The organism is Janthinobacterium goodfellowi (assembly GCF_051380695.1).
In the GTDB taxonomy this organism is placed as follows: Bacteria; Pseudomonadota; Gammaproteobacteria; order Burkholderiales; family Burkholderiaceae_D; genus Janthinobacterium.
This window is the reverse complement of record NZ_JBNYXN010000009.1, coordinates 79,279-103,179: the sequence shown is the minus strand read 5'-3', so window position 1 is coordinate 103,179 and position 23,901 is coordinate 79,279. Positions and strand designations below refer to the sequence as shown.

16 protein-coding genes are annotated in these 23,901 nt (G+C 60.4%); 7 read left to right on the top strand and 9 right to left on the bottom strand.

Translation table 11 applies throughout. The features are described 5' to 3' along the window. Positions 1-43 precede the first annotated feature (43 nt). Both dinB and ACQ4WQ_RS26605 read left to right on the top strand, forming a co-directional pair. On the top strand, positions 44-1,228 hold the full coding sequence (gene dinB, locus ACQ4WQ_RS26610; RefSeq protein ID WP_436501187.1) for a DNA polymerase IV: 1,185 nt from the start codon (positions 44-46) through the stop codon (positions 1,226-1,228). A 116-nt stretch (positions 1,229-1,344) separates the two neighbouring features. Continuing rightward, positions 1,345-2,241, top strand: coding sequence for a recombination-associated protein RdgC (locus ACQ4WQ_RS26605; RefSeq protein ID WP_436501185.1), 897 nt, complete (start codon positions 1,345-1,347; stop codon positions 2,239-2,241). 134 nt (positions 2,242-2,375) lie between these two features. Here ACQ4WQ_RS26605 and ACQ4WQ_RS26600 read toward each other — a convergent pair whose 3' ends face one another. From ACQ4WQ_RS26600 to ACQ4WQ_RS26590, 3 genes are all read right to left on the bottom strand, one after another. Beyond that, on the bottom strand, positions 2,376-5,150 hold the full coding sequence (locus tag ACQ4WQ_RS26600) for a TonB-dependent receptor (RefSeq protein ID WP_436501183.1): 2,775 nt from the start codon (positions 5,148-5,150) through the stop codon (positions 2,376-2,378). Positions 5,151-5,625: 475 nt separating this feature from the next. Then, positions 5,626-6,303 carry a PEPxxWA-CTERM sorting domain-containing protein gene (locus ACQ4WQ_RS26595; RefSeq protein WP_436501182.1) on the bottom strand — a complete coding sequence of 226 codons (678 nt, stop codon included), beginning with the start codon at positions 6,301-6,303 and terminating at the stop codon, positions 5,626-5,628. Between the two features lie 201 nt (positions 6,304-6,504). Further along, positions 6,505-6,990: an asparaginase domain-containing protein gene (locus ACQ4WQ_RS26590; RefSeq protein ID WP_034781194.1), complete on the bottom strand. Its 486-nt coding sequence runs from the start codon at positions 6,988-6,990 to the stop codon at positions 6,505-6,507. A gap of 151 nt (positions 6,991-7,141) precedes the next feature. Between ACQ4WQ_RS26590 and ACQ4WQ_RS26585 the strand changes: the two genes are divergently transcribed. Then, a complete protein-coding gene (locus ACQ4WQ_RS26585; protein WP_436501181.1) occupies positions 7,142-7,915 on the top strand; it encodes an L-asparaginase in 774 nt (257 codons plus the stop codon). Here ACQ4WQ_RS26585 and ACQ4WQ_RS26580 read toward each other — a convergent pair. Continuing rightward, positions 7,903-8,916: a D-2-hydroxyacid dehydrogenase family protein gene (locus ACQ4WQ_RS26580; RefSeq protein WP_436501179.1), complete on the bottom strand. Its 1,014-nt coding sequence runs from the start codon at positions 8,914-8,916 to the stop codon at positions 7,903-7,905. The two genes, ACQ4WQ_RS26585 and ACQ4WQ_RS26580, sit on opposite strands and share 13 nt — an antisense overlap. A gap of 328 nt (positions 8,917-9,244) precedes the next feature. On the opposite strand from ACQ4WQ_RS26580, the gene ACQ4WQ_RS26575 reads away from it, so the two are divergent. Then, positions 9,245-11,116 (top strand): phosphoenolpyruvate carboxykinase (GTP), encoded by a 1,872-nt coding sequence (locus tag ACQ4WQ_RS26575; RefSeq protein ID WP_436501177.1) that lies wholly within the window; start codon positions 9,245-9,247, stop codon positions 11,114-11,116. Between the two features lie 276 nt (positions 11,117-11,392). On the opposite strand, the gene uvrA is transcribed toward ACQ4WQ_RS26575, so the two are convergent. Further along, positions 11,393-14,242, bottom strand: coding sequence for an excinuclease ABC subunit UvrA (gene uvrA / locus ACQ4WQ_RS26570; protein WP_436501175.1), 2,850 nt, complete (start codon positions 14,240-14,242; stop codon positions 11,393-11,395). Positions 14,243-14,623: 381 nt separating this feature from the next. Between uvrA and ssb the strand changes: the two genes are divergently transcribed. Then, positions 14,624-15,136, top strand: coding sequence for a single-stranded DNA-binding protein (gene ssb, locus ACQ4WQ_RS26565; protein WP_058050329.1), 513 nt, complete (start codon positions 14,624-14,626; stop codon positions 15,134-15,136). A gap of 141 nt (positions 15,137-15,277) precedes the next feature. Continuing rightward, on the top strand, positions 15,278-17,002 hold the full coding sequence (locus tag ACQ4WQ_RS26560) for an Ig-like domain-containing domain (RefSeq protein ID WP_436501173.1): 1,725 nt from the start codon (positions 15,278-15,280) through the stop codon (positions 17,000-17,002). Positions 17,003-17,102: 100 nt separating this feature from the next. On the opposite strand, the gene ACQ4WQ_RS26555 is transcribed toward ACQ4WQ_RS26560, so the two are convergent. From ACQ4WQ_RS26555 to ACQ4WQ_RS26545, 3 genes are all read right to left on the bottom strand, one after another. Then, the gene (locus ACQ4WQ_RS26555; RefSeq protein ID WP_436501171.1) at positions 17,103-17,519 is read right to left on the bottom strand and encodes a hypothetical protein; all 417 of its coding nucleotides are present in this window, start codon (positions 17,517-17,519) and stop codon (positions 17,103-17,105) included. Positions 17,520-17,699: 180 nt separating this feature from the next. After that, on the bottom strand, positions 17,700-21,281 hold the full coding sequence (locus tag ACQ4WQ_RS26550; RefSeq protein ID WP_436501169.1) for an ABC transporter permease/M1 family aminopeptidase: 3,582 nt from the start codon (positions 21,279-21,281) through the stop codon (positions 17,700-17,702). 9 nt (positions 21,282-21,290) lie between these two features. Continuing rightward, a complete protein-coding gene (locus ACQ4WQ_RS26545; protein ID WP_436501167.1) occupies positions 21,291-22,208 on the bottom strand; it encodes an ABC transporter ATP-binding protein in 918 nt (305 codons plus the stop codon). 256 nt (positions 22,209-22,464) lie between these two features. Here ACQ4WQ_RS26545 and ACQ4WQ_RS26540 point away from each other — a divergent pair, with 256 nt between their 5' ends. Continuing rightward, positions 22,465-22,971 carry a hypothetical protein gene (locus ACQ4WQ_RS26540; RefSeq protein ID WP_436501165.1) on the top strand — a complete coding sequence of 169 codons (507 nt, stop codon included), beginning with the start codon at positions 22,465-22,467 and terminating at the stop codon, positions 22,969-22,971. Between the two features lie 6 nt (positions 22,972-22,977). Here the strand turns inward: ACQ4WQ_RS26540 and ACQ4WQ_RS26535 are convergent, their stop codons facing one another. Continuing rightward, positions 22,978-23,826, bottom strand: a complete 849-nt coding sequence (locus ACQ4WQ_RS26535) for a porin family protein (RefSeq protein WP_436501163.1) — start codon at positions 23,824-23,826, stop codon at positions 22,978-22,980. Positions 23,827-23,901: the final 75 nt, after the last annotated feature.

The following is a 23,901-nucleotide window of genomic DNA, read 5'->3' as shown; positions in this document are numbered from 1 at the left end:
AGCGATACTGTATATAATTACAGTATCTCGCCGCGAGGTGTCCTTGACCACATCTGCCTCCCCACTTCCCGAGCCGCCCGCCGCGCGCCGCTGGATCGCCCACCTGGACATGGACGCCTTCTTTGCCTCCGTGGAATTGTTGAAATATCCGCAATTGCGTGGCGAAGCCGTCGTCATCGGCGGCGGGCGCTTACAGCAACCGGTGCTGCAGGAAGATGGCACGCGGCAGTTTGCACGCATGCGCGACTATGTGGGGCGCGGCGTCGTGACCACGTCGACGTATGCGGCGCGCAAGTTTGGCGTGTTTTCCGCCATGGGCATCATGAAGGCGGCGAAACTGGCGCCCGACAGCATCCTGCTGCCCGCCGATTTCGAGGCTTACCGCGACTATTCGGCCCGCTTCAAGCAAGCCGTGGCCCAGTTGTGCCCCATCATCCAGAACGTGGGCATCGATGAAATCTATGTCGACCTGACCGAACATGGCGAGCAGGCGCCGGCCATGGCGGCGCGCCTGAAGGCGGCCGTGTTCGAGGCGACGGGCCTGTCGTGCTCGATCGGCCTGGCGCCGAACAAATTGCTGGCAAAAATCTGTTCCGACTTGGAAAAACCCGACGGGCTCACCATTTTGTCGCCCGAAGATGTGGAAACGCGGGTCTGGCCCTTGCCGGCGAAAAAGATCAATGGCATCGGCCCGAAAGCCACGGCCAAGCTGGAAGCGCTGGGCATTATCACCATCGGCGAGCTGGCGCAAGCCGACATGGCCATGCTGCGCACGCAGTTCGGCGACCTGTACACGGGCTGGCTGCGCCAGGCGGCGCTGGGCATCGACGAGCGGCCCGTGCAGACGAGCCGGGAAACCAAGTCCGTCAGCCGCGAAACGACGTTCGAGCGCGACTTGCAGGTGGTGCGCGACCGCGCCACCCTGTCGGAAAAGCTGGAAAGCCTGTGCACGCGCGTGGCGGGCGACCTCGACAAGCAGTCGCTGGCGGGGCGCACGGTGGGCATCAAGCTGCGCTTCGAGGATTTCAGCACGGTGACGCGCGACATCACCCTGCCCAGTGCCACGGCGGACGCCGCCGCCATCCTGCGCGCCAGCCGCGACTGTTTGCGGCGCGTGCCATTTGACAAGAAAATCCGCCTGCTGGGCGTGCGCATCTCGACCTTGTCCGATCCGGCCGTCGTGACGCGGCAGGCGCCAGCACAGGCGGAGCTGTTTCCCGCCCTGTAGCGGCGTTTCCTACAAGATACATACCGCGCCAGACGGCGCTTTTGACGGCATTTTCACGTCGAAAGTGTAGAATGGCGTTCCCCTGGCACTACTGAAACAAACGGAAGACAAAAACTATGTGGTTCAAGAATCTTCAGATTTACCGCCTGCCCGCACCGTGGGCTTACACGCCAGAACAACTGGAAGAGGCCTTGTCCTCGAACAAATTTACGCCGGCGACCAGCATGGATCTGATGCGCCAGGGCTGGGATACGCCGCGCCCGAACGGCGGCCTGGTCCACGTGGTCAACAAACAGATGCTGATTCTGCTGGGCACGGAAAAGAAATTGCTGCCAGCGACCGTCATCAACCAGGTCGCCAAGGCCCGCGCCGCCGAGATGGAAGAAGCGCAAGGCTTTGCGCCTGGCAAGAAAGCCATGAAGGAATTGAAGGAACGCGTGTCCGACGAACTGCTGCCGCGCGCCTTCAGCATCCGCAGCAATGTCTGGACGTGGATCGATCCCGTCAATGGCTGGCTGGTGGTCGATGCCGCCAGCCCGGCGAAAGCCGATGAAGTCATCAAGCTGCTGTTGAAAGCCGTCGACAAGCTGCCGCTGGAAAGCCTGCGCGTGCAGCGCTCGCCCGTGGCGGTGATGACGGAGTGGCTGCAGGCGGACGACGCGCCGGCCGGCTTCACGGTCGACATGGATACGGAATTGCGCGCCACGGGCGAGAGCAAGGCCACCGTGCGCTACGTGCGCCACACGCTGGAAGCGGACGACGTGCGCCGCCACATCGCGGCCGGCAAGCAGTGCACGCGCCTGGCCATGACGTGGAACGACAAGATCTCGTTCGTGCTGACGGAGTCGCTGGCCATCAAGAGCGTCAAGCCGCTCGACGTGATCAAGGAAACGGAATCGAGCACGAAGAACGACGAAGAACGTTTCGACGGCGACGTGATGCTGATGACGGGCGAGCTCTCCAAGCTGATGGCCGACGTGGTCGAGGCATTGGGCGGCGAAGCGACGGCATAACAGCAGGCATGCTGGTACGGAAAAGGAGCTGCGGCTCCTTTTTTTTCGCCTGGGCAATATGCGGATGCATAAAAAAAGCGCCTTGCACGGTGAAGTGCAAGGCGCTTTCGGACAAGCTAATTCACAACGTCAAATTAGAACTTGTAGTTGCCGGTGATGTAGAACGAACGCATCATTGGATCGGCGTAGCGTGGGTCGAAGCCAACCTGGTGGCCCGACGAGGCGCGCAGCGACAGCGGCGGTGCACGGTCGAACAGGTTTTTGATACCTGCGCGGATCGTGGTTTGCTTGTCAAAGGCGAAACGTGCTTGCCAGTCGAACGTCGTGTACGACGGTACTTGCAGGCGGAAGTTTTTCTCTTCTTTTTTGCTTGCCAGGTTGTATACGGTCGCGGCTGCATCGGTGTAGCCGTTACGGTAGTTGACCGTGACCGTGTTGCTCAGGCGGCCAGTATCCAACGTCGTCGTCAGCTTCATCAGGTTGCGGAACGTGACTTCGTTGGTGTCGCCGAAGAAGTTCATGTTGCTGGTGAACACGTTGTCGCTGCCTGCCTTGGTGTAGTTGGCGTGCAACATGTGCGTACCGCTCAATTGGGCGGTCAGCTTGCCGAAGTCAAACTTGTGGTTGGCCGACAGATCCCAGTCGATACCACGGTATTCCTTCTTGCCGATGTTGACCGACAGTTTCTTGAACGCGTAGTAGGTATCGCCGGTCGATGGCTCCTGGTAGGTCGTGAAGCTTGTTGCGTACTTGACCGGATCGGCAAATGCCTGCTCTTCGGTGATTTCCGATACGGCATTGCGCAGTTTCACATCCCACAGATCGGCGCCGAACGAGAAGGCCGAGCTAGGCTCGACACGGAAGCCCAGGGTGAACTGCTTCGATTTTTCCGATTGCAGATCCGGGTTGCCTTGCGAGACGGCGTTGTATTGCGTTGCTTCCGCGCGGCACAGTGGCGTACCTGGGTATGGGCAGTCAAATTTCTTGGCGGTAAAGCTGGCGTTGACCAGCGGCTGAGCGATCTCCAGCATGCTTGGCGCCTTGAAGCCCGTGCCGTAGGAACCGCGGATCAGCACGGTCTGTACCGGCTGCCAGCGTGCCGATACCTTGTAGGTATTGGCGCTGTCTTTTTTGCCGACGGTTTTGTTGTTCAGCTTGTCATCGATGGCCTTGACGGTATCGTGACGGCCGCCAACGGTCATTTCGAACGACTTGGTCAGCGGTGCCAGCAACTCGACGAACGCGCCGTAGGTGTCGCGGCTCATGTCGTAGGCGGCCTTGGTGTTGAAGCTGTAGATGTCGTTGCCGGTGGCATTGCTGCCTGGCGATTGCTCATAGATATAGGTGCGGTAGTCGCCGCCGATACCCAGACTGGCCTTGCCGCCGGGCAGGCTGAACAGCTCACGCGAACCGTGCGTGTCGATGCCGCGCATCGTGGTCGATGCGGTACGCACCGAACCGACGAACTGCGCGCCAGCGATCTGCGCTTGCACGGATGGCTTTTGCGTCACGGCGAACGGATTGAAATCCGGATTGGCCAGGATATCCTTGAATGCCTGATTCTTCTGGTAACCGCCCGTGTAGCGTTCGTCGATCGAGTTTTGCGACCAGGTCAGGCCGCTTTCGAAGTTCCATGCGCCCAGTTCGCCTTCCACGCCAACCACCATGTGTTTGGTTTGGGTAACGGTCTGGCTTGCGCGCAAACCGAAGTCGGTGCTGCGGTAGTTGGCCGTGACGGATTTGACGTCGGCACGTTGCGCTGGCGTCAGGTAGGGCTGTACGTAGTTAGCGTAGGCGGATGGATTGCTGAACACCAGCTTGTCAACACCGGTGACAGGATCTTTCACCGTTTGCGCGATCGAGATGGGGATCGGATTGGCGGCGATACGCGCCGTCAGATCGTAGCGCGAGTAGGCCAGTTCGGCGAATGCGTTCAGGTTGTCGTTCAGCTTGTACGTTGCTTTGGAGAACAGGCTGTCGCGTTTCGATTGCGGCACGACTTCCACGGTGGAACCTGTGTCGAAGCCGCAAGCGCGTGCATTGCTGGTTGTCTTGTAGGAGTCTTCAGGGCACTTGCCGTTCATCGCCAGGTAAGGCGAAAACGCGGTCGATGGGGCACCGCTATTGTAGGCAACGGTGGCGCCTGCTGGCGAAGCCGAGGTGCTGGTGCGGTCCCAGACATAGTTATTGCCGTTGCGGCTGAATGGCACGAAGGAGCTGGCGGCAAACTTGCGGTCGGTGGCGCGCAGTTTCGACTGCTCGTCGTGGCGGTACGACAGCAGCACGTTGAAGCGGTCTTCGTCCAGGTCGCCGAAACCGTAGGTGACGCTGGTATTCCAGGCGTTGCCGCCCTTGTCTTCCGGACCGCCGTAGGTGGCTTCCAGGGTGGCGCCTTGGACGTTTTTCTTCAGGATGAAGTTCAGTACGCCGGCGATGGCGTCCGAGCCGTACAGGGCCGAAGCGCCGTCGGTCAGGATTTCGACGCGCTCGACGGCGCTCATTGGAATGGCATTCAGGTTGACCGTGGTGCCGGAACCTTGTGGCGCGATGCGGCGGCCGTTCAGCAGCACCAGGGTGTAGGTTTCGCCGATACCGTGCAGCGATGCACTGGTATTGCCGCCCGAGTCGGAACCGGCGGCGACTGCGCCGATGGTGAAGCCTTGCATGGCTGGCAGGGCCTGGATCAGGTCCGCTACCGAGGTGGCGCCCGATTTGGCGATCGCTTCTTGCGACAGGCGCTGCACAGGCAGGGCGCCTTCGACAGCGATACGCTTGATGCTCGAACCGGTAATTTCAACTTTTTGAATTGCTTCGTCCGCCATGGATTGGCCGGAGAACAAGACGCTACCTGCCAGGACGGTCAGGGCCAGGCGTACGCTGCGTACGCCGATTTTTTCTTTAAATGCCATTGTAACAATTACTCCGTAGTAGTTTTAATAACGACAAGCAGTACACGAGCACCGCTCAGGCCATCGGGTAGAGGGCCAGCGGAGGCGTGTACGGTAGGCGGAACCACGTCGGTGGGAGGTGGAAGACTACTTAGCGCAATATTGTTATAAATGCACTTTTGACTTGTCGAGGCAAACATTATGTCGTCTCAGCAAGGAAAAATGCATGTCAACCGTGTCGGATTTGGCAAGAAATTGCAGATGCTGAAGAATATTTGATTTATTTGTTAAATTGCAGTTTTATATTTTTAAATATCAATGTTTTAAAAAATGAATAATGGCGTTTTTTTACAACATAAAATTATTATATTGGCAATTCTATGTTTTGCCTATAATAATTCGAGGAAAACTCGTGTTTTGCAGAATTTATGCAAAGCAAAAAAATGTAAAAAAAGCCCGCTGGAAGCGGGCTTGTCGAGGTGCAGCAGAGTGGAAATCAGGCGCTGTGCTTGCCTGTTTTTCTGCGGCGTGCCATGAAGCCGACGAGGCCGAGGCCGGCCAGCAGCATGGCGTATGTTTCCGGTTCAGGCACTGCGGCCACCGGTGAAGCGAAAGTACCGGTAAAGGTAGAGTAATTGCCATACTGGTTGCTGGCAGATTGTGCGGTCGCGGCGCCATAGCCGAAATAGGTGCTGATGCCGACCGTGTTGGTGCCAACAGCAACATTGCTCAGGGTAATGCTGAAGTTGGCGGTCGAGCCTGGCGTGTACACGGACTGCGTATTTTGACCCCACCAGGTGTAGGCCGCGTAGCCCGAGGGTGCCACCAGGTTTTGCGAGCCGTTGCCGCCCAGGTCGAGCTGGGCGCTGGCGCCTTGCGACCAGAAGCCGGGGGCACCGTTCAATGGCGCAGGGGCGGTGGAGCCGACCAGCGTGGCCGAGACGGGAACGAAAATCGTGAAACCGTCCAGGCCCGTCTGGCCGCCGATGCCCTGGTTATTGTTCAAGACGCTGTAATCGAAGGTCCACGTGTTCGCGCCTGCGGCCGTGGCCGATGCCGTTACCGTATATTCATTGGTGAGGTTGGTCGTCGCGTGGGCGGCGCCGCTCAGCGCAAACGCGGCGGCCAAGGCGCCCAGTTGGAACAGTTGTGCAGCCGATTTGCGCTTGATCATGATGGGTTTTCCAGATGAGGTTAGTCGATGACCCGAATATAGCATCGAACGCCAGAAAAAAATTGCAATTATGAACAAATCTATTGTTTTTTTGCTTTCTTTATTTCCGCATGGGAATTAATGGCGTGATTCTTTATTTTTCTGGAAATGTTGCACGTGCTTTCTGTTGTTGCGCTGCGACGTTGCCACAGCGCAATAGCATCACAACGGCTGGAATACCCCGGCGGCGCGGTTCTTTTGCACATTGTCCCAGGCGAAGATCTGGCCATTCATGGCCACGTACACGCCGGCCGGCAAGGTTTGCGCCACGCCGCAGGCAAAGCCCAGGTTGAACAGGGCATCGGAATTGTCGATTTCGTAGGGGATCATGGCGCCCGTCAAAATCACCGTCTGCTGCAGGTTCGCCGCGCCCAGCACTTGCGCCGTTTCGCGCATGGTATCGGTGCCGTGGATGATGACGATGGCTTTTTCCTGCGCCGCGCGGCACGAGGCCAGCACGCGCTGGCGGTCCGCATCCTGCATGTCGAGCGAGTCGAGCAACGGCAACTGCTCCAGCGCCACGGGCGCCGTCATGCGCGCGCGGGCAATCGCTGCCGGCAAATGACTGTCGGAAAAGCCCAGGGTACCGTTCAATTCGTTGTAGTGTTTGTCGAAAGTGCCGCCGGTGGCGAGTATGCGCAAAGTCATGATGTGGTCACGATGTCAGTGGAGAATGACGCGCATGATAGCGTGGATTGTGTCCCTTGCGTGAATGGCGGGCCGGTGCGGATCGCACCTGGAAAATTCAGCCATCTGTGAGTACACTTGTTTCTTTGTTCGCCTACCGGCCCGATTCCGTATGAAAGCGCTCGCTCCCGGCACCGTCATTTTTCACCGCCACCGCGGCTACGGGGTGATCACGTCCGTCAATTTGCTGACGGGCTGGATCGCCGCCCGTTTCGGCAGCGAAGCGCGGACCCTGGACCTGAACCTGTCGACTGACGACGTGCAGTTCGCCGATGGCGAAGCGATCCTGTTTCGCCGCGCGCCGCCGGACCGCATGCCGCACGCGCGCCTGATGGCCATGGTGCGCGAGCTGCACCAGGCCGGCTATCAAAAACTGTATCTGTATTCCTGGCCCAAGCCGTCCGGCCTGCACTGGCGCTGGCATTTGTTTACGGGGCCGCGCGACTGGATGCAGCGGCCGTGGCGCGAAGGCTGGTATGGCTCGGGCGCCGATTACAACGTCAACCCCGTGATGGGCTGGGGAGACTCTCCCGGCGCTTCCACTGGCGAGCTGATCGATGCCCTGGCCCGTTTCGATCCGCAGGGCCTGGCGCAGGCGCTGGGGCGCGACGACGACCATAGCGACTGGTTCGGCCGCGTCTGCGACGCTTTATTACCCGATTACATGTACAGCCTGGACATGCAGCGCACGGCAGGCGAGCCTTTGCAAGACATGCCGCCCGTGCCGGTGGTGGCCGTGCGCGCCGGCGTGGCGCCGTATGCGGGCCCGCAGATCGCCTGGCCGCCCGGCTGGGCCGGCCTGTGGCGCGGCCGGCACGAACTGCCCGCGCCCGCCATCCGCATTACGGGCGAGCCGGACCTCCTCAAGGGGTTTCAGCGCTCCTGAGGAACTTGCCGCGCATGCGCCAGTACTTCCGGATTGAGCAGGCGCGTGCATTGACCCTGCGCAAAATCGACGATGTTTTGCAAGGCGTAGCGGAAATACAATTCATAGCTGTCACGCTCGACGTAGCCCAGGTGTGGCGTGGCCAGCACGTTCGGTAGCAGCAGCAATGGCGAGCCGGGCGGCAGCGGCTCGTCCGTAAACACGTCCAGCGCGGCGGCGCCCGGGCGCCCCTGGGGCAGTGCCGCTTCCAGTGCGCCCTCGGCCACCAGTTCGGCGCGGCTGGTGTTGACGAACAGGGACGTCGGTTTCATGCGCGCCAGGTCCTCGGCTGTCACCAGGCCGCGTGTCTTGTCGGACAGGCGCAAATGCAGGCTGAGCACGTCGGCCTGTTCAAAGAAGGCCTCGCGCGACGCCGCCGCCGTATCGCCGGCCGCCACGGCTGCCGCGCGGCTCGCTTCGCTGCCCCACACGAGGATGGTCATGCCGAAGGCGCGGCCATAGCCGGCGATCAATTGGCCGATCTTGCCATAGCCCCAGATCGCCAGGGTGCGCCCTTTCAATACCGTGCCGAGCGTATTGCGTGCCGGCTCCAGCGACGACGTCTGCCACAGCCCTTCCTGTAAATGTTGCGCGTACGGCACGATCTTGCGCTGCGCCGCCATGATCAGCGCCCACGTCAGTTCGGCCGGCGCCGTGGGCGAGCCGATACCTTCAGCGATGGCGATGCCCAGTTCCGTGGCGGCCGGCACATCGATGTGTCCGCTGACCTTGCCCGTTTGCGAAATCAGTTTCAGGTTCGGCAGTTTCGACAGCAAGGCCCGGTTGAAACTGCTGCGTTCGCGGATCAGCACCAGCGCGTCGAACGGCGCCAGGCGGATCGCCAGCTGGCCCAGTCCCCGCGCCGTGTTGCTGAACACTTTGACCTCGTGGCCATCGAGCAATTGAACGCAATCGAGGCCGCGCACGGCATCCTGGTAATCATCGAGTATGGCAATTTTCATGGTGGATGGCCGATTTTATTAAGGATTTGGTAGGGAAATAACAGGATACGGGAAATGCTGAATAGCCTACTACATTAGTCAGGCTATTCTCCTACATTTTTGCGAAAATAGCCGTTACGCGGGTGTACAATCGCCGGCACTTTTGAAGCTTCCTGATTATAGTTATAGCGCAAACTGTTCCTGCCGCCTGGGTGCATGATCCAGGTAAACGACACCAGAGCCCTGCCCGCGTGAACATGCCGCCCGCAGTGAGCCGCAGCCACTTCTCAACGATGCTGCCTGTCTTGCCGGAACGACCAGAATTTCTTTTATTGGTATTGGAGGTAATATGAATCAGCCCGTCATGGGTGGCGTCGCCGCACTCAACGTCCCAGCTTATATTAAACAACAGAAACTGATCAACTGGGTCGCCGACATCGCCGCGCTGACCAAGCCAGACCGCATCTACTGGTGCGACGGCTCGCAAGAAGAGTACGAGCGCCTGTGCGCTGAAATGGTTGCCAGCGGCACCATGAAAAAACTCAATGCCGAAAAGCGCCCGAATTCCTACCTGGCCTGCTCCGACCCGAGCGACGTGGCCCGCGTCGAAGACCGCACGTATATCTGCTCGGCAACGAAAGAAGCGGCCGGTCCGACGAACAACTGGACCGAACCTGGCGAAATGCGCCACACCCTGAATGGCCTGTTCGATGGCTGCATGCGCGGCCGCACCATGTACGTCGTGCCATTCTCGATGGGCCCGCTGGGTTCGCCGATCGCGCACATCGGCGTGGAACTGTCCGATTCGCCGTATGTCGCCGTCAACATGAAGATCATGACCCGCATGGGCCGTGCCGTGTACGACGTGCTGGGCACCGATGGCGAGTTCGTGCCGTGCGTGCACAGCGCGGGCGCCCCGCTGGCTGCCGGCCAGGCCGACGTGAAATGGCCGTGCAACAGCACCAAGTACATCGTGCATTTCCCGGAAACGCGCGAAATCTGGTCTTTCGGTTCCGGCTACGGCGGCAACGCCTTGCTGGGCAAGAAATGCTTCGCCCTGCGCATCGCTTCGAACATGGGCTACCAGGAAGCGCAAGCGTCCGAGAACAACCCGGGCTGGCTGGCCGAACACATGCTGATCCTCGGCGTGGAGTCGCCGGAAGGCAAGAAGCATTACGTCGCGGCAGCGTTCCCGTCGGCTTGCGGCAAGACCAACTTCGCCATGCTGATCCCGCCGGCAAGTTTTAACGGCTGGAAAGTAACCACCATCGGCGACGATATCGCCTGGATCAAGCCGGGCGCCGATGGCCGTTTGTACGCCATCAACCCGGAAGCTGGCTACTTCGGCGTGGCGCCGGGCACCAACGAAAAAACCAATTACAACTGCATGGCGTCCATGCGCGACAACACGATTTTCACCAACGTGGCGCTGACGGACGATGGCGATGTCTGGTGGGAAGGCTTGACCAAGGAAGCGCCAAGCCACCTGATCGACTGGCAAGGCAAGGACTGGACGCCAGCGTCCGGCACCAAGGCGGCGCATCCGAATGCGCGCTTCACTGTGGCTGCAACGCAAAACCCCGTGATCGACTCGGCCTGGGACGATCCTGCTGGCGTGCCGATCTCGGCCTTCATCTTCGGCGGCCGCCGCTCGACCACCGTGCCGCTCGTCACCGAAGCGCGCAATTGGGTCGAAGGCGTCTACATGGCTGCCACCATGGGCTCGGAAACGACGGCTGCGGCCGTGGGCCAGATGGGCGTCGTGCGCCGCGATCCGTTTGCCATGTTGCCGTTTATCGGCTATAACATGAGTGATTACTTCCAGCACTGGCTGGACATGGGCGTCAAGGTGGGCAAGGTCAACGCGGCGGCCCTGCCGAAGATCTACTGCGTCAACTGGTTCCGCACGGACGAGGCAGGCAAGTTCGTCTGGCCTGGCTTTGGCGACAACATGCGCGTGCTGAAATGGATGCTGGAGCGCATCGAAGGCAAGGCGGGCGGCGTGGAAAACCTGTTCGGCACGACGCCGCAGTATGGCGACCTGAACTGGGATGGCTTGCCATTCACGCAGCAACAGTTCGATACCATCACCTCGATCGACAAGGCCGCGTGGGTGGAAGAATTGAAATTGCATACGGAATTGTTTGAAAAACTCGCGTATCATCTGCCGCAAGAATTGGCAGATCACAAGGCTGCACTGGAAAAGCGGCTGAGTGCGTAAATAAGTTAACGTACGACGGCGCCTGACAAGCGTAGCGAGCGGCAGTGATTTGTGGCTAAGAAGCGCAACCGTGCTGTAGCACGGTGAGCATCGCAGGCCGCAAAGCGCGCCGCGCAGTAGCTTGTCAGGTGTCGAGAGTTGTAGTGGGGGAGAAACACGCCGGCAAAGACTGGCGTGCGATAAATGACACGCCGGCAATGACTGGGGTGCTAGCAAGAAGAGAAACGGCGCGGATTGCATGAGCAATCCGCGCCGTTTTTTATTGGGTTGCCGCTCTTATTGCTTGAGCAGCGGCCCCAGGTACTTGCCCGTCACGCTGGCCGGGTTGACGGCCACGTCTTCCGGCGTGCCCGTGGCGATGATCTGGCCGCCGCCGGCGCCCCCTTCCGGACCCAGGTCGACGATCCAGTCTGCCGTCTTGATGACGTCCAGGTTGTGCTCGATGATGACGAGGGTGTTGCCCTGGTCGCGCAGGCGGTGGATGACTTTCAGCAACAAGTCGATGTCGTGGAAGTGCAAGCCCGTCGTCGGTTCATCAAGGATGTACAGGGTGCGGCCCGTGTCGCGCTTGGACAGTTCCAGCGACAATTTCACGCGCTGCGCCTCGCCGCCGGACAGGGTGGTGGCGCTCTGGCCCAGCTTGATGTAGCCGAGGCCCACGTCGAGCAGGGTTTGCAGCTTGCGCGCGATCAAGGGCACGGGCTTGAAGAATTCATGCGCCTCTTCCACCGTCATGCCCAGCACTTCCGTGATGTTCTTGCCCTTGTAGTGCACTTCCAGCGTTTCGCGGTTGTAGCGCTTGCCGTGGCACACGTCGCACGGCACGTAGACGTCGGGCAGGAAGTGCATCTCGACCTTGATCACGCCATCGCCCTGACACGCTTCGCAGCGTCCGCCCTTCACGTTGAACGAGAAGCGGCCCGCGCTGTAGCCCCGTTCCTTGGCCGTCGGCACGGTGGAGAACAAGTCGCGGATCGGCGTAAACAAGCCCGTGTACGTGGCGGGATTCGAGCGCGGCGTGCGGCCGATCGGCGCCTGGTCGACGGAAATGACCTTGTCGAAATGTTCCAGGCCGCTGATCGATTCGTGCGGCGCCGGTTCCGTCTGCGAACCGTACAAATGGCGCGACAGGGCAGGATACAGCGTATCGTTGACCAGCGAGGATTTGCCCGAACCGGACACGCCCGTGACGCAGGTCATCAAGCCCACCGGCAAGCTCAGCGAGACCTTTTTCAGGTTGTTGCCCGTTGCGCCAGTAATCACCAGCTGCTTTTCCGGATTGCTCGCGTGGCGCTTGGCCGGTACGGCGATTTTCAGCTTGCCGTTCAGGTACTGCGCCGTCAGCGATTTCTTGTTTTTCAGGATGTCTTGCAGGGTGCCTTCGGCGATGATCTCGCCGCCGTGCACGCCCGCGCCGATGCCCATGTCGACGATGTAGTCGGCCGTGCGAATCGCGTCTTCGTCATGCTCGACCACCAGCACGCTGTTGCCGATGTCGCGCAAGTGTTTCAAGGTTTCGATCAGGCGGTCATTATCGCGCTGGTGCAAGCCGATCGACGGTTCATCGAGTACATACATGACGCCCGTCAAACCGGAGCCGATTTGCGATGCGAGGCGGATGCGTTGTGCTTCGCCGCCGGAGAGCGTATCGGCGCTGCGGTCCAGCGACAGGTAATCGAGGCCCACATTGTTGAGGAATTTCAGGCGCGAAATGATTTCCTTGACGACCCTGTCGGCGATCTCTTTCTTGGCGCCCGTCAGTTTCAGCTTTTCAAAGAATTCCAGCGTTTCGCGCAGCGGTTTGCCCGCCACTTCATAGATGGCGCGCTGCTGCTTGCCGGTGCCGACCTTGACGAAGCGCGCTTCCACGCGCAGGCGCGCGCCATCGCAGGACGGGCAGCATTTTTCATTGATGAACTTGGCCAGTTCTTCCTTGACGGCCATCGAATCCGTTTCGCGGTAGCGGCGCTGCAGATTGTTGACCACGCCTTCGAACGTGTGTTCCTTGATGACGGTACGGCCCCGTTCGTTGACATAGCTAAACGGAATCACTTGCTTGCCGGAACCGTACAACACGGCTTGCTGGGCATTCAGTGCCAGCTGCTCGAACGGCATGTCCAGGTCGAACTCGTAATACGCGGCCAGATTCGACAGCATCTGGAAATAAAACTGGTTGCGGCGGTCCCAGCCCTTGACGGCGCCCGACGCCAGCGACAGGTTCGGGAACGCGACGATGCGTTTCGGGTCAAAGAATTCAATGTGGCCCAGGCCGTCGCATTCCGGGCAGGCGCCCATCGGGTTGTTGAACGAGAACAGACGCGGTTCCAGTTCTTGCAGGGAATAGCCACACACATTGCAGGCGAACTTGTTGGAGTACACGTGTTCCTGGGCGGTATCCATTTCGTAGGCGATGGCGCGGCCGTCGGCCAGGCGCAGGGCCGTTTCGAAACTTTCCGCCAGGCGCTGCTTGATCTCCTGGTTCACCTTGACCCGGTCGATGACGACGTCGATCGTGTGTTTTTCCGTTTTCTTTAACTTCGGGAGGTCATCGACTTCATAGATCTTGGCCGCATGCGTGCCGCTCTGCACGCGGAAGCGCACGAAGCCCTGCGCCTGCATCTGCTCGAACAGGTCCACGTGTTCGCCCTTGCGGTTGGCGACGACGGGCGCCAGTATCATCAGCTTGGTGTCTTCCGGCATGGCCAGTACGGCATCGACCATTTGCGATACGGACTGGGCGGCCAGCGCGTTTTCCGGATGGTCGGGGCAGTACGGCGTGCCCACGCGCGCATACAGCAGGCGCAGATAATCGTGGATTTCCGTGACGGTGCCCACCGTCGAGCGCGGGTTGTGCGACGTTGCCTTCTGTTCGATGGAGATGGCGGGAGATAGCCCCTCGATCAGGTCGACATCGGGCTTTTCCATCAATTGCAGGAACTGGCGCGCATACGCCGACAGCGACTCGACATAGCGGCGCTGGCCTTCCGCATACAGGGTGTCGAAGGCCAGCGAGGACTTGCCGGAGCCGGACAAGCCGGTAATCACGATCAGCTTATTGCGCGGCAAATCGAGATTGATATTCTTGAGGTTATGCGTGCGAGCGCCGCGAATGCGGATCTGTTCCATGTGATTGCCTTGCTTTCAGTGAGTGGTGCGGCCGGCGCATTGTGCCTGGGTGCAGATGAGGAGCCACAACGGGTCAACCTGTAACTATAGCCGGGTTTTGCTCTGCATGCCTGAGGCGTCCATGGGCGGATTGCGCCGCCGGGCGAACGTGCCCTGACAAAGTTTGATGCAGATGCGTACTGACGTTTGAATACTGTATATAATACCAGTATTTAAGTTTCTTGTTTTCCTCTGCTGTGAAAAAAACGTGCTGCCGCACGGGAGAAGGCGTCCGCCAGAAAGCGGGTGCTTTGCGCCGCGTGGTCGCTTATAATCCTCGTTTAGTACACTAAACTAACGCGCGGGACACCGGCTCCCGCTGCAGTTCATCAGGAGTTATTCATGGCATCAGTCAACAAAGTCATCATCGTCGGCAATCTGGGCCGTGACCCGGAAATCCGCTACATGCCTAGCGGCGACGCGATCGCCAACATCGCCGTGGCCACTTCGTACAAATCGAAGGACCGCAACACGGGCGAACAAAAAGAATTGACAGAGTGGCACCGTATCTCGTTCTTCGGCCGCCTGGCGGAAATCGTCGGCCAATACCTGAAAAAAGGCTCGTCCGTCTACGTCGAAGGCCGTCTGCAAACCCGTAAATATACGGACAAGGACGGCGTCGAGAAGTACGCAACCGACATCATCGCGGAACAGATGCAAATGCTGGGCGGCCGTTCCGGCATGGGCGGCGACGCCGGCGGTGGCGATGACAGCTACGGCGGTGGCGGCGGCGGTTACGACGCCCCGGCCCCGCGCCAGGCGCCAGCCCCGCGCCCAGCTCCGGCCCCGGCACCACGCCCGGCACCGAAGCCAGCACCGAACTTCTCGGATATGGATGACGATATTCCGTTCTGATATCCAGTCATTCGACGTTTGTCATCAAAGCCCTGCAAGTTCATTACTTGCAGGGCTTTTTTTTGCGTGAAAATACATTTTTTTTGCATTTGATAAATATGTATAATTTTGCCATCAAAAATCTTCTCATGACAAACAGATATGACTCAACGTGCATTGGCTGTAACCTTGATTCTGGCGCTGTCCTTCCTGGCCGGTTGCGGTGGCGGAGGGAGTTCAACGTCGCCGGACGCGCCGCCTCCCCCACCACCCGTCATCACGCCGCCACAGCCGGCGTTTGCCGTGTTGTCCGGCACGCCCGCCGATGCTGCAACAGAGGTACCGCGCGGCAGCGGCCTGGCCGCGACGCTCAGCGTGGCACCCGATCCTGTTTCGATCCATGCCAGCAGCGTGAGCTTGCTCGGGCCGCAAGGCAACCCTGTGCCCGGCACGCTGTCCGTATCCGGCAATGAAATCAGGCTGCAGCCTGCGATGGCACTGCCTGGCGGTACCCAATACACGCTCAATTTTGCCACCGGTATCAAGGACATGGCGGGCCGCCCCCTGAGTGCGGCCGTTGGCCGCTCGTTTACGACGGCTGCGCAAACCTGGGGGGCGACGAGCCGCCAGCTTGCAGAGATGCCGCATTTCACGGGAGGTGTCGTACCCGCGGTGGCAGTCGATAAAGCCGGCGATGTGACCGTTGTCTGGCAGCACAATGTAAGCGGCATTGCGACTGTCTTTGCCGCTCGCATGGATCACCGGACGGGGAACTGGAGCGCACCAGTGAGCATCCACTCGGCCGCGAACATGTTTGGAGGGATGGGCCCATTGAGTATGGTGGCCGACGGTAGCGGCAATGTGTACGTGCTGTGGTTCGACGCGGCGGACCCTCAGCAGTCAGTCTGGATGGCGCGGTATGTGGCGGCGGCATCGGCGTGGCTTGCTCCCGTCGCCATCAAGGGCTTGCCTGGCGGGACATCTTTCAATGCCGTCCTTCCTGTCGTCGATGCGAAGGGTATCTTGACGGTGGTGCTGCGTTCGTATGTGTGGGATGGTTTATATAGCATGCGCTACGATGTTGCCTCTGGCGCATGGAGCGTGCCGCGTGAGATATTGCCGCCAAGCGCTGATAACTTTGTCCACAATCTCGATCTGGCGGTGGATGGCGTCGGCAATCTTTTCCTGGGATGGGTACAGCGTGGCAACGTCGGCGATGCCTCCAATGGCTTGAATGTGGTGCGCTACAGCGCGGACACGGGCAACTGGAGCGCCCCCCATGTGCTGGACGATAATCTGATCTCGGAGCCCTATGCCTTGGTGGCGGATGCGCAGGGCGGCGCCACCATCGCCTGGACGCATGGTTCGGGCATCATGGATACGCCCGCCATTCATGCTGCCAGGTTTGATGCCAGCGCCATGGCCTGGGGCCTGCCGGTTGTGCTCAGCATTACCGCGGATGGCTTAGGCGCGAACAGTCCCGCGGTGGCAATCGACGCCAGCGGTATCGCCACAGTGGTCTGGGCACAGCAGCGCGGCATTTACGGCGTGCGTTCCTCTCGTACGTCTGCCGCTTGGACAGTGGCCCAGCGTCTCGGAACAGCAATACCCGGCAACGCGCGCTTTGCCATCACAGCCGATATTGCCGGCAATGTTGCATTGCTGTATGAGCAGGATGGCGCCATCTTGGCGATGCCATATTCCGCGACGCAGGCGCAGTGGATGACACCCAAGGCCATCGCTAGCCCGGATGGCGGCCAGAACGTGTTTGCCAATGCGCCTATTGCTGTCAGGGATGCCAGCAGCAACGTGACGGTCGTCTGGTTGGCGCAAATTTCCGTGGGCGGCATACCGCGTTACATTGTTGCCAGTAATAGTCTTCGCTAGGAGCCGCTAGACCCTTGCTGTCCGTTCTTGTCGTCTCTTTTGTCGCCCCTCATTTTGCTGGCCTGGCCACGCAACTGCCGGGGCCTTCTGCGCCGCGACCTCAGTCGCGCAAGGCCAGCTCCAGGCTATAGCTGGCCACCGCATTCCGGCGCGCCGCATTGCGCATCAGATATACCTGCACCGTGTACTCGCCATCGGCCGGCAGTTTGGCCTCGTAACTGTTGCCGCTGCTCGAGCCGGTGAACAGGGCGTCATCGTGGCCAGCCTGGCGGATGTTGAAGTAATTCGATGGCTGATTGGTTTTCAGCTTGACGCCGAGGATCTGGCCCGCCTTGCCGGTCACCGTGTATTCGGCCGTGGCGTAGCCTTGGATCTTGCCTTTCACGCTGTGCGCGCTTGTGCCTGCGGTCAGTGCCACTGTTTCTTTGTGGACGGGGTCCGCGCTCCAGGCCGGCGTGGTGAAAACGAGTGCCGCCAGCAGCAGGCTGGCGCGCATGGGCAGGTGACGAAGCGGCATATGCTATTCCCCTTTATATGTAGATCAAAATCAGTCGATGGTGCTGTCATCCATCTTACGCCAGCTGCTGCCATGGGCCTGTACGGCAGCGTGCGCATGGCCAGTATTGCCCACGCTTCAACATGCAAAAAAAGGCCGCGCATTCCTGGAATGCGCGGCCTGTTTGCGTTAACTCAAGGTTTAATTGAACGTGATTTCCTTGCGGTTATCGCGTGGAACGCGGTCGATCATCTTGTTGTAGGGATCGACGCCCACTTCAAACGGTTTTTCTTTTACCGTAATCGTCACCACGGGCTCGCTGCCCGACAGCATGCGCTTGTCCGTGAACAGGATTTTTTCGTCTTTTTCCTTGGCGCCGGGTGCACGCGCGAAGATGGCGATTTCCACCGGTTCGTCGTAGATGCGCGGGCTTTCCTTGCCCTTGCCGTCGGACTCCAGCTTGGCCAGGTGCAGCTGCAGGGTGACATCCCACTGGCCATCCTTGCGCTGCACGGCCGTCGCTTGCGTCACGCGGTTGTCGTAGAAGACGATTTTCTCGAACAGGTCCGTGATCAGCGCCTGCTTGTCCTGCGGCGCTTCGGCGCGGATGTACGCCAGCAGTTCGCGCGAGGTGGTGAACGGCGCCTGCTGGTAGCCCTTGTCCTGCAGGTAGCGCTTCAGGGCACGGTTCAGGGCTTCTTCGCCGAGCTCGTCACGCAGGCGGTAGAACACGAGGCTGCCCTTGTTGTAGTGAATGTATTGCTGTCCTTCCACGCGCGCCAGCGGCAATTCCTCGATGGCTTCGCCGCCGCGTCCGCTCAGGTAGCGGTCCAGTTCATAGCGCAGGAAGCGGCGCATCTTGTCGCGGCCGTATTCCTTTTCCATCACCATCAGGGCCGAATACTGCGCCAAGGACTCCATCAGCATGGTGGCGCCCTGCACGTTGGCGCCGATCACCTGGTGGCCCCACCATTGGTGCGCCATTTCATGCGCCGTGACGTAGAACACGTAGTCGATGTCATCCTTGTCGCGCAGGTCGGCGATGAAGCCGATGCCTTCCGAATACGGAATCGTATTGGCAAACGACTGCGCGAAGCTCTGGTAGCCGGGGAATTCCAGGATGCGCACCTGCTTGTGCTGGTAGGGCGTGAACTGGGTGGTGTAATAGTCGAGCGACTTTTGCACGGAGGTAATCATGCGCTGCGTATTGTAGCCATGCTTTTTATCGACATACACTTCGATCGGCAAACCGCGCCAGTCGCCTTTGTTGACTTCCCAGCGCGCTGACAGGTAGGCGAAGAAGGGCAGCATCGGCTGGTCCATCTTGTAGCGGTAATAGCGGCGGCCATCCTTTTCCCAGCTGTTTTGCAGATAGCCGGGCGCCAGGGCGGTCTGCTCGCCGCTGGTGGACACCGTCGTGTCAAAATGGATCCAGTCGGCATCGCCGCCCAGCACCGTATTGCCGTACGCGGAGCTGTCTTCCAGCTTGGCCATGCGCTGCGGTTCGCCCAGACCCCGCTTGCGGCGCTCATTGCGGTCCGTCAACTCCATTTCCTTGGCATAGCCGAAGTGGGGGAAAAAGGCCTGGTTGTTGAAGAAGCTGCCGTTCAGGTTGACCTGGTCCGGCGTGCCGCTGTTGGTAAAGCCCTCATGCGTGACGGCCACCGTGAAATCGAGCGGCAAGGTGGCGCCCGGCGCCAAGGGCTGGGCCAGCTTGAGGATGCTGAAGCCGAGTTCCTTGTCATCGAGCACGATCTTGTGCGCCGGCAAGTTCACCCACTGCGTTTCCAGGTCCGGGTTAAGCTGGATGCGCAGGGTGTCGAGCGGCTGCTGCGTCTTGTTTTGCAGTACGTAGTGGCCCTTGATCAACACTTGACGTTGCTCTGGATAAATATCCACGTCGGCCTGGATGTCGGTGATCTTCAGCTGTGGCAAGTCCTTGTATTGTTTGTACAATTTCTCGTAGCGGGCCTGCTTGTCCATGCCGATATTGGCTGTTTCATACTGGTTCAGCACATTCGTGTTGTAGTAGATCCAGCCGCCCGTACCTGCCCAGCACAGCAGGACCACGGCCAGTGCAATACCTGCACCACCCTGCAGGCGCTGGCGGGCCAGGCGCAGGCGCGCACGCCAGTCGGCGGACAGGCCGCGCACCCAGAACGCCTGCGCCAGCATGACGAGGGCCACGGTAAACAGGCTCCAGTACAGCGCAAACCAGGACCAGCCCGTCAGGAAGTGGCCATAGCCGTTCATGTCCGAATACTTGATGGCCGGGGTACCGCCGAAGGCGTACAGATTGTGTTCGAAGTGCAGCATGCCCAGCACCATTTGCGCCACCATCAGCAGGATCACCAGCAGGTAGCCGATGAACTTGTTATTTGACAGCACTTGCAGGGTGAGGGCGCACAAGGCCATCAGCACGAAGAAGAGGGCACCCAGCAGCGTGCCTTTCAGGTACAGCCCCAGTTCCACGGGCGCGCCGCCCTTGTAGAGCTGGAAGCCGATGGCCGCGACGATGCCCACCAGCAAATAGCCGGCGATGACGCCGACCAGGGCCGTGCACTTGGCCAGCAGCGGTACCCATCCGGGCACGGGCATGGCGTCGCTGACATCGGCGATCCTGGCTTGCCGTTCCTTGAAGATCAGTTCACCGGCGTAAAAGGTGACGATGATGATCAGCATGAAGCTGAAGCTGTTATTGATCTGCTGCAACAGCAAATGTGTCATCGGATACACGGCCGTGCCATACATGTTCTTGCCGACATTGGCGGTAGTAATCAGATTGATTACGGCGAACAGCAGCATGACGAGGAAGGGCACGCTCTTGAACACGCCGGCGGCGTCGAAGCGCAGGATTTGCCACCACTGGCGCCAGGCTGTCGCGGCCGTAAAGGCGGGGACGCTGCGCGGCAGGTGCAGCGGCGCCGCCACGGCCGGTGCGGCGGGCTCGGCCTTGTGCTTGCCGAACCAGCGCTTGCCCGTGCCCGTGCGCTGCGGCTTGAACAGGAGCACGGTGGCGGCGAACAGCACGGCCGTGATACCCAGCCACAGCAGGCGGTTGGCCAGCAGGAAGCCGGAGAACGGCGGCAGGCCCGCGTTCGCTTCGGCGGACGTGAAGTAGCGCGTCATGCGACCCAGGGCGCGCATGCCGAAGGGGTCGAGCAGGACGGCGATCCATTCGTTGTTGATGTCGCGCGTAAAGGCGCCAGCCATGCCCCACAGCACGAAAAAGCCCAGCACGCCCACGTAGACGAGCAGCATCGAGCGCGTCGTGGCCGCCAGCAGCATCAGCAGGGCGCCGATGAAGAGCAGGTTGGGGATCACCATCACGGCGAAGCTCCACGCATACGCATGCAGCGAGAACGCACCCACTCGCTGCGGGTCGACCCAGGGCATGAGGGGGCCGAGCATGAGCGCCAGGGCAATGGCGGCAAAGATCACCAGGCAGGCGACAAAGCCGGCGGCGAAGCGGCCGAACAGGTAATCCCACTTGCGCATGGGCGTGGCGAACAGCATGTCGGCCATGCCCACTTCGCTGTCGCGCAGTACGGCGCCCGCGATGAAGATGGTGATGAGCAACATCGACAGCAGGCTGAACATCGTCAGCAGCTGCGCCACCACGGTGGGCGCATTACGGTTGATGTTGCCGATGGCGCCGCCGATCTGGATCGAATCGCTGCTGCTGGCGCCAAAGGCCATCAGGGCCAGGATGACGGCAAATATCCACAGCAGCGGCTGTTTCAGCTGGTAGCCGAGGTCAAACTTGAAAAATTCCTTCCACATGGCGGCCCCTTACGCTGCGACGGCGGCCGGCGCGGCGGCGGGAGCGGCGGCGCCGCTGCGGGCAGCGTTGCGTACGTGCAAGAAATACACATCTTCCAGGTCCGCGGCGATCTGCGCGAAGCCGCTGTCGGGCTGGCTGTCGGCAAACACATTGATCTGCGGCTTGCCGCCCACCAGGCGCGTCGACAGCACGTTCAAGGATTGCTGGTATTGCGCCAGCTCGTCCATGCTGACGCTGCGGCGCCAGACCTTGCCGTGCAAGGTGTCGATGGCCGCCTGCGGCTCGCCCTGCACCAGCACCTGGCCCTTGACGATCATGGCCATGCGCGGGCACAAGTCCGTCACATCGTCGACGATGTGCGTCGACAGGATCACCACCACCTGCTCGCCGATCTTCGCCAGCAGGTTCAGGAAGCGGTTGCGCTCGTCCGGGTCCAGGCCGGCCGTCGGTTCGTCGACGATTACCAGGCGCGGCGCCCCCAGCAGCGCCTGGGCGATGCCGAAGCGCTGGCGCATGCCGCCCGAATACGTGCCCAGATTGCGCTTGCGCGCTTCCCACAGATTGGTTTGCTGCAACAAGGCTTCCACGGCTTCCTTGCGCGGTCCCTTTTCCGTCAAGCCTTTCAAGACGGCAAAGTGGTTGAGCAGGGTTTCCGCGCTGACCTTCGGATACACGCCGAAATCCTGCGGCAAATAGCCGAGCTGGCGGCGCAAGCCTTCCTTGTCCTTGAGCACATCGACGCCATCGAAGTGGATGCTGCCGCTATCGGGATCCTGCAAGGTGGCGATGGTGCGCATCAGCGAGGACTTGCCCGCGCCATTCGGTCCCAGCAAGCCGAACATCCCGTTGGGAATGTCCAGGCTGACATTGTTGATGGCCTTGACGCCATTGGCATACGTTTTGTTCAGCTGTTTGATCGATAGCATGTGCAGCACTCTCCAGAGCTTGGGTATGAAAGCCGGCAGATACGTGTCTGCCGGTCTGTGGAAGGGGATCCCCCTTGTTTTTCAGCCGCGATGGCGGATGTTACTCAAAAACAATAATATATAACCAATTGGAAGAAAATTAATGTTTTTGCGACCAGGTGTGGCAATGCGGGGCTGAAATGCAGGAGAGAGGGATGAATGACGTGGTGCTACACTCGCCATTTTCAGCGACGCCAGGCGTCGGAAAGAGGGGACCATGCCAGTCGCACAGAACATGACATTGCGCGCCGTTGCGCCCGGCGAAGCAGGGGCGCTGGCGCGGCTGTTCCAGCTGTACTGCTACGAGAATACCGCCTGGAGCGGCGAAGACGTGCTGGCCGACGGCCGCTACGATGTGTGCGATGCCGGGCTGGCCGAGTACGTGCATGCGCCCGGACATGCGGCCGTCTGGATCGAGGTCGATGGCGCGCTGGCGGGCTTTTTCGTCACGGAACCCGGCGTGGCGGGCGGGCTGCCGGTGCAGGAGTTCAGCGACTTTTTCATCTTGCAGAAATACCGGCGCCGGGGGCTGGCGCTGGAAGTGGTGCGGCGCGTGCTGCTGGGCAGCGAGCAGACTTGGCTGGTGGCGATGTTCCGCGCCGATGCGGATGCGAATGCGTTCTGGCGGCAGGCGTTTGCGCGCCTGCCGTTTGCCAGGGTCGAGGCGTACGACGCTCCGGACTTGCCGCAGTTTCAGCTCTATTTGCTGAAACCGGCGGCGTGAGCCCGTTTAGAAGCGTACTTTGACATACGCCGACGGTCCCGTCAGGCGGATGTTCAGGTCGGCATCGCGTTCGCTGTCGCGGTGCAGCTTGATTTTCGAGATGCCGTAATCGGCCACGAAACCGATATTCTTGAACGGGAACCACTCCACGCCGACATTGCCGCCGTAGATGTGGCCGTTGATGCGTCCGCCGTTTTTCTTGATGCCCGACGCTTCCGCATACATGCGCAAGTCCGGCGTGAAGGCGTGGCGCCAGCCCACTTCCAGCAACGGCGCAAACGCGTGTTCGCCGATGGAGTCGCGTGCCGTGGCCGTTTCGCCATTGACGATGCCGGTGGCCGTGCCGTTCAGGCTGGCGTGGTAGTAGGCGGCGCCCAGGCCGATGCCGAAGGTGTCGTTGCCGCTGCCGAGCCACCATTTATAGGCCAGCTTGGCCAGGTCCAGCTTCAGATCGGCATTCGCCGTCGCCGTGCCCGTGACGGGCTGGCCATTGATGATGGTCTCGCCAGTCAGGCTTGGCGTGTAGGATTTGTCGTAGCGGTAGTAGTCGAATGCCAGGCCATGGCGGTCGCCGATCAGCAAGTCCGCCTTGATGCGCGGGATGGTCGTATGGCTTTGCTTCGATTCGGGCGCGTCGATGCGGCCAAACTGCGTGTCGGCGCCGATATTGATGCGCGGATCGGCGGAAAACGCGCCCACCGAGATGCTGACACGGTCCAGCGCGGGAGATGGCTCGGCCCGCGCCGTGGCCGCCGCCGTGGCAATGCCCAGCACGCCCATCATCATGGCGCCGCGCAAGGCGAGGTGGTGCGGGCGTGGTGGGGACAGGCGGGTGGACACGGACATGACAGACATGGGGTAACTCCTCAAAATAAAGTGAAAACTGTCGCGACGTTTTGGGCAACAGTGCAATGAGGAAATGGTAGCAAT

Coding starts and splice junctions, on each gene's coding strand:
- ACQ4WQ_RS26600 (WP_436501183.1), bottom strand. CDS start 5,150: ATGGCATTTAAAGAAAAAATCGGCGTACGCAGCGTACGCCTGGCCCTG.
- ACQ4WQ_RS26590 (WP_034781194.1), bottom strand. CDS start 6,990: ATGACTTTGCGCATACTCGCCACCGGCGGCACTTTCGACAAACACTAC.
- ACQ4WQ_RS26545 (WP_436501167.1), bottom strand. CDS start 22,208: ATGCTATCGATCAAACAGCTGAACAAAACGTATGCCAATGGCGTCAAG.
- ACQ4WQ_RS26535 (WP_436501163.1), bottom strand. CDS start 23,826: ATGTCTGTCATGTCCGTGTCCACCCGCCTGTCCCCACCACGCCCGCAC.
- ACQ4WQ_RS26555 (WP_436501171.1), bottom strand. CDS start 17,519: ATGCCGCTTCGTCACCTGCCCATGCGCGCCAGCCTGCTGCTGGCGGCA.
- ACQ4WQ_RS26540 (WP_436501165.1), top strand. CDS start 22,465: ATGCCAGTCGCACAGAACATGACATTGCGCGCCGTTGCGCCCGGCGAA.
- uvrA (WP_436501175.1), bottom strand. CDS start 14,242: ATGGAACAGATCCGCATTCGCGGCGCTCGCACGCATAACCTCAAGAAT.
- ACQ4WQ_RS26605 (WP_436501185.1), top strand. CDS start 1,345: ATGTGGTTCAAGAATCTTCAGATTTACCGCCTGCCCGCACCGTGGGCT.
- ACQ4WQ_RS26560 (WP_436501173.1), top strand. CDS start 15,278: ATGACTCAACGTGCATTGGCTGTAACCTTGATTCTGGCGCTGTCCTTC.
- ACQ4WQ_RS26550 (WP_436501169.1), bottom strand. CDS start 21,281: ATGTGGAAGGAATTTTTCAAGTTTGACCTCGGCTACCAGCTGAAACAG.
- ACQ4WQ_RS26580 (WP_436501179.1), bottom strand. CDS start 8,916: ATGAAAATTGCCATACTCGATGATTACCAGGATGCCGTGCGCGGCCTC.
- ACQ4WQ_RS26595 (WP_436501182.1), bottom strand. CDS start 6,303: ATGATCAAGCGCAAATCGGCTGCACAACTGTTCCAACTGGGCGCCTTG.
- ssb (WP_058050329.1), top strand. CDS start 14,624: ATGGCATCAGTCAACAAAGTCATCATCGTCGGCAATCTGGGCCGTGAC.
- ACQ4WQ_RS26585 (WP_436501181.1), top strand. CDS start 7,142: ATGAAAGCGCTCGCTCCCGGCACCGTCATTTTTCACCGCCACCGCGGC.
- ACQ4WQ_RS26575 (WP_436501177.1), top strand. CDS start 9,245: ATGAATCAGCCCGTCATGGGTGGCGTCGCCGCACTCAACGTCCCAGCT.